Below are 14,547 nucleotides of genomic sequence, written 5' to 3' on the forward strand. Positions count from 1 at the left end.
GGCTTCCGCGGCCGGCCGATGCGCAAGAATCGGATTGCCATCGCACGCACCCGCGCATACCTTGGCAGGACGGCAGGCGCGGCATCGCAGGCCCTCGCCGGCACCGCACATAGGGCCGGGCATGTATTCCCGCAGGGCGCCACGCCCCTGCGCAGGAGGCGGACCATGAACGACGACAAGATGAACGACACGGCAGATTCACGACACTACGCAACCATCGCCAAGGCGATCTCCTACATCCGCGTGCATGCGCGGTCGCAGCCGTCGCTGGAGGAAGTCGCCGCCGCGGTGCACCTGAGCCCGCACCATCTGCAGCGCCTGTTCGCGGACTGGGCGGGCATCTCGCCCAAGCGCTTCCTGCAGTACCTGACGAAAGAACATGCGCGCCAGCAGCTCGCCGGGGCGGGCGACGTGCTGTCCGTCGCCGAGGATGCCGGCCTGAGCAGCGCCAGCCGGCTGCACGACCTGATGGTGAGCTGCGAGGCGATGACGCCGGGCGAGATCAAGTCGGGCGGCCGCGGCCTCTCCATCGGCTACGGCTTCGGGCCCTCGCCCTTCGGCAGCGTGCTGGTGGCCTGGACCACGCGCGGCGTCTGCCATTTCGCCTTCGACGTCGGCGACGGGGCGGCGATGGTCGCCGAGCTGGAAGCGCTGTGGCCCGCCGCGACGCTGCAGCGCGACGACGCCGAGGCGCATGCGCTGCTGGACCGGATCTTCCCGCAGACACCGACGCGCGGCACGGTGCATCTGGTGCTGCGCGGCACCAACTTCCAGATCAAGGTGTGGGAGGCGCTGCTGCGCATCGAGCCCGGCAGGCTGGTCTCGTACCAGCAACTGGCGCGGCAGCTCGGCCAGCCGAGGGCCTCGCGCGCGGTCGGCAGCGCGATCGCCGCCAACACCATCGGCTTCCTGATCCCCTGCCATCGGGTGATCCGCGGAGGCGGAGACTTCGGCCAGTACCGCTGGGGCAGCGATCGCAAGCTGGCGTTGATCGGCTGGGAGGCGGCGGCGTCGCACGCCAGCGCCCGCTAGTGCGCCGGTAGCCGCACACCCGTCCGCGCCGGCCGGCGTCAGGCCGCGGGCGCCTCTGCCGCAGCGGGCCGGATCGCCATTTCGATCGCCCTCACCATCGCCGCCGTCGCCTCCTGCCAGTTCGCGTTGTCGATCCTGGGCGTCTGGTAGCGCAGCAGCGGCCTCAGTTCCTCGGGCAGGGCCTCGGGGGACGGCAGTTGCGCGTCGCCGATCAGCACCGGCAGCAGCGTCTTGCCGGCGGCGAGCAAGGTGCGCAGCTCGTGCCGCACCACGTCGTCGTCGGCCAGGAGGCGCGCGCGGCCGTGCTCGCCGGCCGCCATGAAGCCGGGGCCGATCAGCACCACCGCGACCCTGCAGGCGGTGATCGCGTCGTCGATGGTCCGGCGCCAGTCGGCGCTGGGCACGATGCCGTGCATGTCCATGAACACGCGGCGGGCGCCGAAGTGCTCGACGAGGTCGTCGCGCAGGCGGCCGGCGGCCATGCCGGTGTCCGCGCGCCGGTAGGAGATGAAGATGTCGGCGCTGGCCGCGAGCGTGCCGAGCAGCAGGTTGGCGAGCGGGCCGGTGGCGTTGATCCAGGGCACGGCCAGGCTGAGGAACTGCGTCTGGCTCAGGCCCGGTACCGGCGCCTCGGCCCAGGTGCGCAGGATCTCGTGGAACACGTTGCGCGACTCGCCGCCTGCGAACGGCACCGGCAGCACCGGCTTGCCGGCGTCGATGAACCGCCGCGCGATGGCGAGCGATCCGCCGCGTCCGCCTATCATCACCACGGCGCCCGCGCGGTCGATCGCCTCTTCGATCCACTCGTCGTAGCCGGAAAGGCGGACGACGCACTCCGGCGGCGCGGCGAAGCCCGCGCCCGGCAGGAAGTAGCCGCGCCGGAAATGCGGCAGCCACAACTGCCGGTAGGCCGCTTCCGGCGCCACGCCGCGGCGCCGGCATTCCGCCCAGTAGGCGCGCACGGCGACGCTGTCGACGCCGGGCGTGTTGCCCGTCAGCAGACCGAAGCCGCTGCGCGCCAGCTCGCGCCCCACCATGTCGGCAAGACGCCTGAACGGCCGGTAGCAGGGCAGCGCGACGGCGAAGGTGGTGCCGGCGACGAGGATGCTGGGGTGTTCCGGCATGATCTGGCGACCTCATCCGAAAGGCTGCGGCAACTGCGGCTGGACCTGCAACGATGCCGGCAATTGTAAGGTCCCCGCCGCCGCGGAGCACTCCGCGGCAGCGCCTGTATCCTTGTCGCCGTACGCCGCGCCCGGCAACGCCAGCCTGCCCGTCGCAAGGCCGGCTCTCCGCACGACCGCAAGGACATCCATGCACATCTGGCAACGCCTGAAGACATTGGTGCAGACCGAGCTGCGCCACCTGACGACGATCAACCCCAGCAACCGGCGCTGGCAGATGCCGGTCGCGGCCGCGCTCGCCACCGGCCTGCCGCTGATGGTGGGCGCGTACTTCGGCCACATGGACTACGGCCTCGTCTCCTCCCTCGGCGGGCTGGTGTTCCTGTACGCGCCGAACACGCCGCTGTCGCACCGCATGGTGTGGCTGATGGCCTGCGGCTTCGGCATGGCGGCGTGCTACGCGCTGGGCGTGATGGGCCACTTCTTCCCGGCGATGCTGATGTGGGTGATCACCTTCATCGCCATCCTCGTCACCATGGTGTGCCGCTTCTACCGCGTCGGCCCGCCGGGCAGCCTGTTCTTCGTGATGGCGGCGGCGATCGGCGCCTATTCGCCGGGCGACGTGCAGGCGATACCGCTGAAGGTGGGCCTGCTGACCATGGGCGCGCTGCTGGCCTGCCTGATCGCCTTCTTCTACAGCCTCCACGCCCTGCGCCTGGATGCGCCGCAGCCGGTGTCGCCGCTGCCCCCGCCCACCTTCGACTTCGTCGTGTTCGATGCGGTGGTGATCGGCGCCTTCGTCGGCATCTCGCTCGCGCTGGCGCAGGTGCTGCAGCTCGAACGGCCCTACTGGGTGCCGGTGAGCTGCCTCGCGGTGATCCAGGGCGCCACGCTGCGCGCGGTGTGGAACAGGCAGTTGCAGCGCGTGCTCGGCACCGGCATCGGCCTGCTGCTGTCGTGGGCGCTGCTGATGCTGCCGCTGAATGAATGGGGCATCTCGCTGATGATGATCGCGCTCGCCTTCGTCATCGAAAGCATGGTGGTGCGGCACTACGGCATCGCCGTCATCTTCATCACGCCGCTGACCCTCTTCCTCGCCGAAGCGGCCACGCTGGGACAAGGTTCGCCGGCGGCGCTGATCGAGGCGCGCTTCCTCGACACCCTGCTGGGCTGCGTGGTGGGCCTGGCGGGCGCCGTCTGCCTGCACGATCCGCGCTTCCGGACCGTGGTCGGCACGCAGTTGCGCCGGCTGACGCCGACGCGGCTGATGCGCTGAGCGGGCCGCTTCAGCGCCCGGAACCGGCCATCGCCTCGTCGATGCGGAAGCGATCGACGATCCCTCTCATCCTGTCCGACATGCTGCGCACGCCGTCGGCGAACGTCAGCGTGTGCTCGGCGGCGCGCGCGGCCTCGGCCATCAGGGCCTCCATGGTGTCGGCGCGCGACACGATCTCGCGGCCCGAATCGTGGCCGACCCGCACCTGCTTGCCGATCTCGCCGACCACCGCGATGACCTGGCGCGCCGACAGCTCGATGTCGTGCATGGCCTGCCCGGCCGCGCCGGTGAGTTCGATGTTCCGCTTCAGGTCGGCCTCCACGCGGCGCATCAGTTCGGTGGAAGCCGACGCGGTGACGTCGATCTCGCCGACCTGCCCGGCGATCGAGCGCGTGGCGGCCGCGACGCGCTCGGCCAGCTTGCGGACCTCGTCGGCGACGACGGCGAAGCCGCGCCCGCTTTCACCCGCGCGCGCCGCCTCGATGGCGGCATTGAGCGCGAGCAGGTTGGTCTGGTCGGCGATCTCGCGGATCTCGCCCACCAGGGCGGCGATCTTCGTGCCCGCCGCCTCCATTGCATAGACGCGGTCTGCCGCCGCGCCCACGCCCTGCGCCAGCGCCTGGATGTGCGCGACCGCCTCGCGTATGACCTCGCTGTTGGCCGTGGCCTGCTCGCCCGAGCGCGCGGTGAGGCCGCCTGCCTCCCGCGTGTCGCCGTCGATGCGCTCGATCTGCTGCTGGATGGCCTTGATCGCAGCCTGGATGTCCCGCGTGGAGGCGTTGCCCGAGGCCGCGATGCGCGCCAGTTCGGCGGCCGCCTGCTGCATGCCGGCGGCGGTGGCTTCGTTGTTGCGGATGGCCGACTTCATCTCGGCAAGGCTGCGCTGGACGACGTCCATCAGCGAGTTGAAGGCGTGCATCGACTGCCCGAGTTCGTCGTCGCGGTGCGTCGGCACGCGCTGCGAGAAATCCAGGTCCGCCGCGATCGCGCCCATCGTCCTTTCCATGTCGCGCAGCGGGGCGACGATGCGCCGGTAGAGGCGGTGGCCGAGCAGCATCAGCACCGCCAGCGTTGCCGCGAGCGACAGGAGGATCACCAGCGTCGAATCCTGGTGCGCCGCGTCGACGACCTGCAGCGCTGCGTCCTTGGAGCGGCGTTTTTCGACCAGCAGGGTGTCGAGGATCTGCTCGAGTTCCCGCGAAAAGGGGCCGGCCGTTCCGGACAGGGCGGCTTCGGCCAGCAGCGCCTGCCCGCTGCTGCGCAGGCCCGCCACGTCGGCCAGGGCCTCTCCGTAGGCCCGCAGGCTGTCCTGCGCCTGGGCGACGATGCCGCGCTGCGTGTCGCTGTCGGCCTGGGCGCGCTGCTCGTCGAGCTGCTGGCGCAAGGCCGCAAGCTCGGCATCGAGCCCTTCGCGGAAGGTCGCTGCGGCGTGGTCGTCGGGCGCGGCGACGGCGCCCGCGGCCGAGAGGTACAGCAGCTTGACCCCCGCCTTCAGTTCGGACGCTCCCAGAAGGGCCGGGATGGCGCGGTCGGTCAACTGGCGGGTGATCGACGCCGTGCGGCCGAACTGGTGAAGGGCAACGGCGGCCAGGCAGGAGAGGGCAATGGCGGCGACCACGAGCAGCGTGATCAGTTGGCGGCGGATGCTCATCGACGGGCGGCGTGACGTGGAAACGATTCGCACAATATGACGATAAGGCTACGTTTTCGTGACACGTCCACAGCGTCCGCCCGCCGCCGCGGGCGGGCAGGTCAGCGGTCGCCGCCCGCGCTGTCGAAGGTCCATGCCACCAGTTGCGCGGCCAGCCTGTCGCCGGCGCGGCCGAAGGCCTGCACCACCATGGGCACCGCGGTGCCGGCGGCCGGCTCGCGCACTTCGAAAGTGCGGCTGGCGAGGATGCGGCGCGTATCCGGCCGCACCAGACGCGCATCGAGCCGGATCACCGCCTCGACGGCGCCGCCGCGGTATTCGCTGTGAAAGCCGCGCAGATCGCCGTCGATCTCGAAATCGGCCTGCAGCGCGACGTCGTCGCTGCTGAGCGCGGCGATGCGGCCGTCGGCGCGGAAGGCGTCGAGCAGGCGGTTGCGCAGCAGGACCGGGGCGGGTTCGCTCCAGCTCGCGCCCTTGTACACGCTGACGCGGTCTTCCTCCGGCATGACGACGATGCGCTGGCCCGACAGGTGCACCCCGCCGGCCGGGCGCGACACGCGCAGCGACCAGGGCAGGGCGGCGGCCCCGGCAGCCGGGCGCGCCGCCGCGGCCGGCAACTGGTAGGTGTCGACGGGTTCCGCCTTCGGCAGCACGGAGCAGGCCGGCAGCAGCGCCGCGGCGCACAGTGCGGCCGCGGCCAGGGCGGGCGCCGCGGAACGGCCGGCGGCGCGGGCCGGCCTGGGGGGCAGGGGGATCGGAATCATGGCTGGAACTCCTTGGTCGGTTCGCGGCCGAGCAGGTAGTCGGCGGGCCGGTCTTCCAGTTGGCGGGTGATGTTGCGCAGCGAGGCGAGCGTACCGCGCAGCTCGGCCAGCGCCGGGCCGACCTCGGCGAGGCCGCGCATGCCGCTGTCGAGCTGGTTGCGGTTGTCGCCGACCAGCCGGTCCACCGTCTGCATCGCGTGCTCGAAGGCCGCCAGCGAACGCTGCGCGCCTTCCAGGGCCTGCACGCCGGGGCCGTCGATCATGCGGTTGGTCGCGGCCATCATGCGCTCCGCCTCGCCCATCGCCTTGTTCGCCTGCTCGCCGGCGAGCGTCAGTTGGCGCAGCGCCGCCGCGATCTCTTCGCGCTGCGCGGCGAAGCTGCCGGTGGCCTGCTCGAAGTGCTGCAGCGTGCGGCCGATGCTGTCCACGTTGTCCTTCGAGAACAGCGCGCGCGCCTGGATCAGCAGTTCGTTGACGTTCAGGATCACGTCCTCGCCGTCGGCCAGCAGCCGGCTGAGCGGCGAAGGGCTGGCGACGATCACCGGGATCTCGCCGCTCGTGGGGTGCAGCGGCGTGCTGGCCGGGTCCTTGCCGCTGCTCAGGCGGATCATCGAGATGCCGGTGATGCCGGCGGACGCCAGGCGGGCGAGCGTGTCGCTGCGGATCGGCGCCTCGCTGTCGACGCGCACGCGGGCAACCACCCGGCGCGGGTCCTGCGGGTCCAGCCGCAGGCTGGTCACCTCGCCGATCTTGATGCCGTTGAACTCCACCGTGCCGCCGCGGGACAGGCCGGACACCGCCTCCTCGAACACGATGTCGTAGACGTCGTACTGCTTGTCGCTGTCGGTCTTGCCCAGCCACAGGGCGAACAGCAGCGCGGCGCCGACCACCAGCAGCGTGAACAGGCCGATCAGCACGTGATGGGCACGGGTTTCCATGTCAGGCGTCCTCCGGGGCAGGGGTCGTACGTGCCGCCTGCGCGGCGGCGCGGCCGCGCGGGCCGTGGAAATATTCGCGGATCCAGGCGTCGTCGGTGGCGGCGACGACCTCGAGGCGATCGTTCACCAGCACCCGCTTCTGCGCCAGCACGGCGACGCGGTCGGTGATGGTATGGATGGTGTCCAGGTCGTGGGTGACGATGAACACCGTGAGGCCGAGCGCGTCGCGCAGCGTCAGGATGAGCTGGTCGAAGGCCGCCGCGCCGATGGGGTCGAGCCCGGCGGTGGGCTCGTCGAGGAACAGGATGTCGGGGTCCAGCGCCAGGGCGCGCGCCAGCGCCGCGCGCTTGACCATGCCGCCGGAGAGGTCGGACGGATACTTGTCGCCGGCGCCGGCGGGCAGGCCGGCGAGCGCGATCTTGAGCGCGGCCAGGCCGGCGGCCTCCGCCGCCGGCAGCCCGGCATGCTCGATCAGCGGCAGCGCCACGTTCTCGGCCACCGTCAGCGAAGAGAACAGCGCCCCCTTCTGGAACAGCACGCCGAAGCGCCGCTCCAGCGCTGCGCGCCGCGCCGGCGGCAGGGTCAGCAGATCCTCGCCGAATACCCTCACGCTGCCGGCCGCCGGCCGGTTCAGGCCGACGATGGTGCGCAGCAGCACCGACTTGCCGGTGCCCGAGCCGCCGACGACGCTCAGGATCTCGCCGCGGCGCACGTCCAGGTCCAGCCTGTCGTGCACCACCTGGGCGCCGAACTGGTTGCGCACGCCGCGCACTTCGACGATGTTCGTCACCACCCCATCTCCATGCAGAACAGCGCGGCGACCGCATCGACGACGATGACGACGAAGATGGACTGCACCACCGCCGAGGTGGTGTGCTCGCCGACCGACTGCGCACTGCCGGCCACGCGGAAGCCTTCCAGGCAGCCGATGACGGCGATCAGGAAGGCGAAGATCGGCGCCTTGGCGATGCCGACGATGAAATGCTGCAGCCCGACGTTGCTCTCGATGCGCGACAGGAACATGGTCGGCGACACGTCGAGCGTCGTCATGCACACCAGCATGCCGCCGACGATGCCGGCGATCATCGCGACGAAGCTCAGCATCGGCAGCGCCAGCAGCAGCGCGGCCACCCGCGGCAGCACCAGCAGTTCGACCGGATCGAGGCCGAGCACGCGGATGGCGTCGATCTCTTCGTTGGCCCGCATCGAGCCGATCTGCGCGGTGAAGGCGCTCGCGGTGCGGCCGGCGACGATGATCGCGGTGAGCAGCACGCCAAACTCGCGCAGGAAGGAGAAGGCCACCAGGTCCACGGTGAAGATGCTGGCGCCGAAGTCGGCCAGCACCGTCGCGCCGAGGAAGGCCACCACCGCGCCGACGAGGAAGGTCAGCAGCGCCACGATGGGCACCGCGTCCAGCGCGGTCTTCTCGAGATTGGCCGCGAGCGCGGTGATGCGCCAGCGCCGCGGCCGCAGCAGCAGCCCCAGCGCGGTCTCCAGCGTGACGCCGATGAAGCCCGCCAGGCCGACCATGTTGCGCCAGAACGCCACCATCGTCCGGCCGACGTGCTCCAGCACGTCGCCGATGGCGCTGCCGCGCGCCGGCGGTGCGGCGCCGGGCGCCTCGAGCGCCGCGGCCACCACCTTCAGCAGCGCACGCCGCTCGGGCGGCAGGGCCGCGGCGTCGGCCACCAGATCCGCCACTCGCCCGCCGCCGAGCAACTCGTGCAGCAGGCGCGCGCCGGCGGTGTCCAGCCTGCCCAGGGACACCGCATCCACGCGGGTGGCGTCGCCGAGCCGCCCGCGCAGCGCCGCCACCTGCGCAGCGAGCGCGGCGTGATGCGCCAGCGTCCAGTCGCCGGCGAGGCGCAGCACCGCTTCGCCGGCGGCAAGCTCCGCACTGCCCGGCATCGGCGCCGTCATCGCTGCGCCCCGGCGGAGGCCGACCGCCCTTCGAGGTACGAGAACAGGCCGCTCAAGAATTCCGCCTTCACGTCGGACACGCTCATCTCGGTATGGCTGACCCGCGACATCACCGGTGCGGCGGAGATCAGGAAGCTCATCCCGCCGAACACCATGCTGTGCAGGATCAGCGGCTTGTTGACGGAGAACAGCCCGGCGTCGATCGCCTCCTGCCACAGCGGCAGGCAGGCTTCGAGCGTCGGCTTGATGAGCCTGCCGACGACGCGGTCGAAGCGCTCGCCGGGCTCGGCGCTTTCGCGCACGATGAAGCGCAGTATCTCGCGATTGCGCACGGCATGCTCGAACATCAGATCCACCGCGGCGACCAGGCGCGCTTCCAGCGGCCCGGCGGTACCGAGCGCGGCGATCTCGCGCATGTCCTCGCGCACCCGCAGTTCCAGCCGGTCGACCACCGCCGTCCACAGCTCCGCCTTGGAGCCGAAGTAGTGCGCCACCATCGATACGTCGCAACCGGCCGCCGCCGCGATCGCGCGCAGGCCCGCCGCCTCGTAGCCCTGCGCGGCGAAGGCGGCGAGTGCGGCCTCGAGCAGGCGCTCGCGGCAGGTCGAATCCTGGCCGCGGGGGCGTCCCCGCGCGCGGGGCTTGTGGTGGTGGATGATCATCTGGGCCGATCCGTCGGAAAGCGGGCTGGCGGGCTGCCATGGTACGGCGGCGCCGGCATCGGTGCAGCATGCCATGCGTGTGCCCGCCTTGACAATAATATTCAACAAGTGTTGAAATGCGGACGGCTGATGCTGCAATACAGCGGAATGAATCCATGAATCCGGAACTCAGGAACAGGCTGGCCATGGCCGCCCTGGTGCTGGCCGTCGCGGCGGCCGGTGCGTGGCAGTGGCTCAGGCCGCCGGCCGACGACGGCAGCTTCGCGCAGGGCAACGGTCGCCTCGAGGCGACCGAGGTCGACGTCGCCGCCAAGACCGCCGGCCGCGTTGCCGCGATCCTCGTCAACGAAGGCGACTTCGTGCGGCAGGGCGACGTCGTCGCCCGCATGGACACGAAGACGATCGAATCCCAGCTCGCCCAGGCCCGGGCCGAGGTCGCCAATGCCCGCAGCGCGCGCGAGACCGCGCTGGCCCTGGTCGCGCAGCGCAGGGCCGACGTGGTGATGGCCGAGGCGGTGCTGACGCAGCGCCGCACCGAACTCGACGTCGCGCGCCGCACCAATGCCCGTTCGCAATCGCTGCTCAAGGACCACGCCATCTCCGAGCAGCAGGCCGACAGCGATGCCGCCCGCGCGCGCAACGCCGAGGCCAACGTCTCGGTGGCGCAGGCGCAGATCAGCGCCGCCAGGGCGGCGGCGACCGCCGCCGAGGCGCAGGTCGCCCAGGCCGAGGCCGGGATCGCGGCGGCCGAGGCGGTGGTCGCGCGCCTGCAGGCCGAAGTGGAGGACGGCGTCCTGCGCGCGCCGCGCGGCGGCCGCGTGCAGTTCCGCGTGGTGCAGCCCGGCGAGGTGATCGCCGGCGGCGGCAAGGTGGTGAGCCTGGTCGACATCGGCGACGTCTACATGACCTTCTTCCTGCCCGAGATCGCCGCCGGCCGCGTGGCGCTCGGCACGGAAGTGCGCATCGTGCTCGACGCTGCCCAGCACTACGTCATCCCGGCGAACGTGTCCTACGTCGCCAGCGTGGCCCAGTTCACGCCCAAGACGGTGGAAACGCAGAGCGAGCGCCAGAAGATGGTGTTCCGCGTGAAGGCGCGCATCGATCCCGAACTGCTGGCGAAATACCCCGAGCAGGTCAAGACCGGCCTGCCGGGCATGGCCCACGTGCGGATTGCGGCCGACAAGGACTGGCCGGCAACCTTGCAGGTGAGGCTGCCGTGAACCGCGGCGGCCCGGTGGTGCGCCTGGCCGGCCTGGCGCACCGCTACGGCCAGACCCGCGCCGCCGACGGCGTCACGCTGGACATCCCGGCGGGCGTGATGGTCGGCTTCATCGGCCCGGACGGCGTCGGCAAATCCACCTGGCTGGGGCTGATCGCCGGCGCGCGGCGCATCCAGCAGGGCAAGGTGGAAGTGCTGGGCGGCGACATGGCCGGCGCCCGCCACCGCAGCGCGGTATGCCCGCGCATCGCCTACATGCCGCAGGGCCTGGGCAAGAACCTCTATCCGACGCTGTCGGTGTTCGAGAACATCGATTTCTTCGGCCGCCTGTTCGGCCAGTCGCGCGCCGAGCGCGAGCGCCGCATCGCCGAACTGCTGCAAGCCACCGGCCTGGCCGGCTTCGAGGACCGCCCCGCCAACAAGCTGTCGGGCGGCATGAAGCAGAAGCTGGGCCTGTGCTGCGCGCTGATCCACGACCCCGACCTGCTGATCCTCGACGAGCCCACCACCGGCGTCGATCCGCTGTCGCGGCGCCAGTTCTGGGAACTGATCGCACGCATGCGCGCCCGCCGCCCCGGCATGAGCGTGCTCGTCGCCACCGCCTACATGGAAGAGGCCGAGCAGTACGACTGGCTGGTCGCGATCGACGGCGGGCGCGTGCTCGCTACCGGCACGCCGGCCGAACTGCGCGGGCGCACCGGCAGCGACACGCTGGAGGCGGCCTTCCTCGCCCTGCTGCCCGAGGAGCGCCGCGCCGGCCACCGCCGCCTGGCGATCCCGCCGCTCGCCGCCGGCGAGGTCGTGATCGAGGCACGCAGCCTGCAGATGCGCTTCGGCGACTTCATCGCCGTCGACGACGTAAACCTGGAGGTGCGCCGCGGCGAGATCTTCGGTTTCCTGGGCTCCAACGGCTGCGGCAAGTCGACGACGATGAAGATGCTCACCGGCCTGCTGCCGCCCACCCGCGGCGAAGCGCGCCTGCTGGGCGAGGTGCTGGATGCTCACAACATCGACACCCGCCGCCGCGTCGGCTACATGTCGCAGGCTTTCTCGCTGTATGGCGAGCTGTCGGTGCGCCGCAATCTGGAACTGCACGCGCGCCTGTTCGACCTGCCCGAGGCCGAGGGCGCCCGGCGCATCACCGAACTGGCCGGGCGCTTCGGCCTTTCCGCCGCGATGGACGCGCTGCCCGACGCGCTGCCGCTCGGCATGCGCCAGCGCCTGCAACTGGCGGTGGCGGTGCTGCACCGGCCCGACGTGCTGATCCTCGACGAGCCCACCTCGGGCGTCGATCCGGTGGCGCGCGACCAGTTCTGGGAGTTGATCATCGATCTGTCGCGCCGCGACGGCGTGACGATCTTCATCACCACCCACTTCATGAACGAGGCGCAGCGCTGCGACCGCATCTCGCTGATGCACGCGGGAAAGATCCTCGCCAGCGATGCACCGGCCGCACTGGTGGCGGCGCGCGGCGCCGACAGCCTGGAAGAAGCCTTCGTCGGCTACCTGGCCGAAGCCAGCGGCATCGCCCTGGCGCCGCCCGCCGCCGCGCCGCGACCGCCGGAACCGCCCGCTCCGGCGGTCGCGTCCGGCGCTGGCGCGACGCCTTCCCCCGCCGCGCCTGCGCACGCCGCGCGCCTCGCCCGCTTCAGCCTCTCCCGCCTGCTCAGCTTCAGCGCCCGCGAGGCGACCGAACTGCGCCGCGACCCCTTCCGCCTGACGCTGGCCCTGCTGGGCAGCATCGTGCTGATGCTGGTGATGGGCTATGGCATCAGCACCGACGTGGAAAACCTCAGGTACGCCGTGCTCGACCTCGACCGCAGCACCGCCAGCGAGTCGTACACGCTGCGCATCGCCGGTTCGCGCTACTTCTCCGAAGGGGAGCCGCTGCAGAGCCACGCCGACATCGACCGCCGCATGCGCAGCGGCGAACTGGCGATGGCGCTCGAGATCCCGCCCGGCTTCGGCCGCGACCTGGCGCGCGGTGCCGTACCGGAGATCGGCGTGTGGCTGGACGGCGCGATGCCGATGCGGGCCGAGGTGGCGCGCGGCTACGTGCTGGGCCTGCACGCGCAGACCCTGGGCGAGGCCGCCGCGGAAGCGAGCGGCACGCGCGCCGCGCCGCTCGCCGACATCGCCGTGCGCTACCGCTACAACCCGGACATGCGCAGCATCGTGGCGATGGTGCCGGCGGTGATCCCGATGCTGCTGGTCTTCATCCCTTCCATGCTGACCGCGCTGGGCGTGGTACGCGAGAAGGAGCTGGGCTCCATCCTCAATGTCTACACCACGCCGGTGACCAAGCTCGAATTCCTGCTCGGCAAGCAGTTGCCCTACATCGGCCTGTCGCTGCTCAACTTCGCGCTGCTGTTCGTGCTCGCGGTCACGCTGTTCGGCGTGCCGTTCAAGGGCAGCCTGCCCGCGCTGTGCGCCGGCGCGCTGCTGTACGTGACCGCCACCACCGGGCTGGGGCTGCTGATGTCCACCGTGACCGACAGCCAGGTCGCGGCGATGGCCGGCACCTCCATCGGCACCCTGCTGCCGGCGATCCAGTTCTCCGGCATGCTCGACCCGGTGTCCACGCTCGAAGGCGCCGGCGCGGCGGTCGGCCGCATCTACCCGACGACCCACTTCCTCACCATCAGCCGCGGCACCTTCGCCAAGGCGCTGGACTTCGGCGACCTCGGCGCCTCGTTCCTGCCGCTGCTGGTGGCGATCCCGGTGTTGACGCTGGCCTCGGCGCTGCTGCTGAGGAAGCAGGCGCGCTGAGCGAAGGAGACGACCGTGGGCACGCGCAACGGCACCCTGCACAACGCCTGGCACCTCGGCATCAAGGAGTTCCACAGCCTGCTGGGCGACTGGACGATGCTGTTCCTGATCGTGTTCATGTTCACGATCTCGGTGTATTCGGATGCGCGCGCACGGCCGGAAAGCCTGCACCGCGCCTCCATCGCGGTGGCCGACGAAGACCGCTCGCAGTTGTCCGCCCGCATCATCGCGGCGCTGCAGCCGCCCCAGTTCATCACCCCGGAACGCATCGGGCTCGCCGACATCGACAAGGGCATGGACGCCGGACTCCACACCTTCGTGCTCGACATTCCGCCCAATTTCCAGCGCGACGTGCTCGCCGGCCGTTCGCCGGCGATGCAGCTCAACGTGGACGCCACCCGCCAGAGCCAGGCGCAGACCGGCACCGGCTACATCCAGAGCATCGTCAACGACGAGATCCGCGCCTTCGTGCAGCGCTACCGCGGCCCGGCGCCGCAGCCGGTGCAGATCGTCGAGCGCGCGATGTTCAACCCCAACCTGAGCCAGAGCTGGTTTTCCGGCATCACCGCGATCATCAACAACGTCACCATGCTCGGCATCCTGCTGACCGGCGCGGCGCTGATCCGCGAGCGCGAGCACGGCACCATCGAGCACCTGCTGGTGATGCCGGTGACGCCGCTCGAGATCATGCTGTCCAAGGTGTGGTCGATGGGCGTGGTGGTGCTGGTGGCCTCGTCGTTCTCGCTGCAGGTGGTGGTCAAGGGCGTGCTGGAGGTGACGGTGCCGGGTTCGGCCGCGCTCTTCGGGCTCGGCACCCTGCTCTACCTGTTCGCCGCCGCCTCCATCGGCATCTTCATGGGCACGCTGGCGCGCAACATGCCGCAGTTCGGCCTCATGTCCATCCTCGTGCTGCTGCCGCTGCAGATCCTGTCGGGCGCGCTGACGCCGCGCGAGAGCATGCCGGACGTGGTGCGCTGGCTGATGTCCTTCGCCCCCACCACTCACTACGTCGGCCTGGGCCAGGCGGTGCTGTTCCGCAATGCCGGCATCGACGTGGTGTGGCCGGAATTCCTGATGGTGGCCGCGATCGGCGTCGTCTTCTTCGCACTGGCTCACCATCGTCTGCGCCGCACCATTGGAACGATGCAGGGCTGAGGCCCTCTCACGACAAACCCGACGAGGAGGAATCGCG

The 14,547-nt window shown here is 71.0% G+C and carries 12 protein-coding genes; 5 read left to right on the forward strand and 7 right to left on the reverse strand.

Annotated elements, in window-relative coordinates:
• Positions 1–165 precede the first annotated feature (165 nt).
• Positions 166–1,032: a methylated-DNA--[protein]-cysteine S-methyltransferase gene (locus tag CCZ27_RS20145; RefSeq protein ID WP_232516478.1), complete on the forward strand. Its 867-nt coding sequence runs from the start codon at positions 166–168 to the stop codon at positions 1,030–1,032.
• Between the two features lie 38 nt (positions 1,033–1,070).
• On the opposite strand, the gene CCZ27_RS20150 is transcribed toward CCZ27_RS20145, so the two are convergent.
• Positions 1,071–2,156 carry a toll/interleukin-1 receptor domain-containing protein gene (locus CCZ27_RS20150; RefSeq protein WP_096451183.1) on the reverse strand — a complete coding sequence of 362 codons (1,086 nt, stop codon included), beginning with the start codon at positions 2,154–2,156 and terminating at the stop codon, positions 1,071–1,073.
• A gap of 190 nt (positions 2,157–2,346) precedes the next feature.
• Here CCZ27_RS20150 and CCZ27_RS20160 point away from each other — a divergent pair, with 190 nt between their 5' ends.
• On the forward strand, positions 2,347–3,432 hold the full coding sequence (locus tag CCZ27_RS20160; RefSeq protein ID WP_096451187.1) for an FUSC family protein: 1,086 nt from the start codon (positions 2,347–2,349) through the stop codon (positions 3,430–3,432).
• A 10-nt stretch (positions 3,433–3,442) separates the two neighbouring features.
• On the opposite strand, the gene CCZ27_RS20165 is transcribed toward CCZ27_RS20160, so the two are convergent.
• From CCZ27_RS20165 to CCZ27_RS20190, 6 genes are all read right to left on the reverse strand, one after another.
• Positions 3,443–5,083: a methyl-accepting chemotaxis protein gene (locus CCZ27_RS20165; RefSeq protein ID WP_096451189.1), complete on the reverse strand. Its 1,641-nt coding sequence runs from the start codon at positions 5,081–5,083 to the stop codon at positions 3,443–3,445.
• Positions 5,084–5,184: 101 nt separating this feature from the next.
• On the reverse strand, positions 5,185–5,847 hold the full coding sequence (locus tag CCZ27_RS20170) for an ABC-type transport auxiliary lipoprotein family protein (protein ID WP_096451191.1): 663 nt from the start codon (positions 5,845–5,847) through the stop codon (positions 5,185–5,187).
• On the reverse strand, positions 5,844–6,785 hold the full coding sequence (locus CCZ27_RS20175) for an MlaD family protein (RefSeq protein WP_096451193.1): 942 nt from the start codon (positions 6,783–6,785) through the stop codon (positions 5,844–5,846). The genes CCZ27_RS20170 and CCZ27_RS20175 overlap by 4 nt, the downstream gene beginning before the upstream one ends.
• A gap of 1 nt (position 6,786) precedes the next feature.
• A complete protein-coding gene (locus tag CCZ27_RS20180; protein ID WP_096452820.1) occupies positions 6,787–7,575 on the reverse strand; it encodes an ABC transporter ATP-binding protein in 789 nt (262 codons plus the stop codon).
• The gene (locus CCZ27_RS20185) at positions 7,572–8,705 is read right to left on the reverse strand and encodes an MlaE family ABC transporter permease (protein ID WP_096451195.1); all 1,134 of its coding nucleotides are present in this window, start codon (positions 8,703–8,705) and stop codon (positions 7,572–7,574) included. Before CCZ27_RS20185 ends, CCZ27_RS20180 begins: the two co-directional genes overlap by 4 nt.
• Positions 8,702–9,367: a TetR/AcrR family transcriptional regulator gene (locus tag CCZ27_RS20190; RefSeq protein WP_096452822.1), complete on the reverse strand. Its 666-nt coding sequence runs from the start codon at positions 9,365–9,367 to the stop codon at positions 8,702–8,704. The genes CCZ27_RS20185 and CCZ27_RS20190 overlap by 4 nt, the downstream gene beginning before the upstream one ends.
• A gap of 155 nt (positions 9,368–9,522) precedes the next feature.
• On the opposite strand from CCZ27_RS20190, the gene CCZ27_RS20195 reads away from it, so the two are divergent.
• The 3 genes from CCZ27_RS20195 to CCZ27_RS20205 are packed head-to-tail and all read left to right on the forward strand — an operon-like array spanning position 9,523 to position 14,510.
• Complete coding sequence (locus CCZ27_RS20195) at positions 9,523–10,587, forward strand: HlyD family secretion protein (RefSeq protein WP_096451198.1); 1,065 nt, start codon at positions 9,523–9,525, stop codon at positions 10,585–10,587.
• Positions 10,584–13,355 (forward strand): ribosome-associated ATPase/putative transporter RbbA, encoded by a 2,772-nt coding sequence (rbbA, locus tag CCZ27_RS20200; RefSeq protein ID WP_096451200.1) that lies wholly within the window; start codon positions 10,584–10,586, stop codon positions 13,353–13,355. The genes CCZ27_RS20195 and rbbA overlap by 4 nt, the downstream gene beginning before the upstream one ends.
• A gap of 15 nt (positions 13,356–13,370) precedes the next feature.
• Positions 13,371–14,510: an ABC transporter permease gene (locus CCZ27_RS20205; protein WP_096451202.1), complete on the forward strand. Its 1,140-nt coding sequence runs from the start codon at positions 13,371–13,373 to the stop codon at positions 14,508–14,510.
• Positions 14,511–14,547 lie beyond the last annotated feature (37 nt).

This window comes from Thauera sp. K11 (assembly GCF_002354895.1).
Taxonomy (GTDB): domain Bacteria; phylum Pseudomonadota; class Gammaproteobacteria; order Burkholderiales; family Rhodocyclaceae; genus Thauera; species Thauera sinica.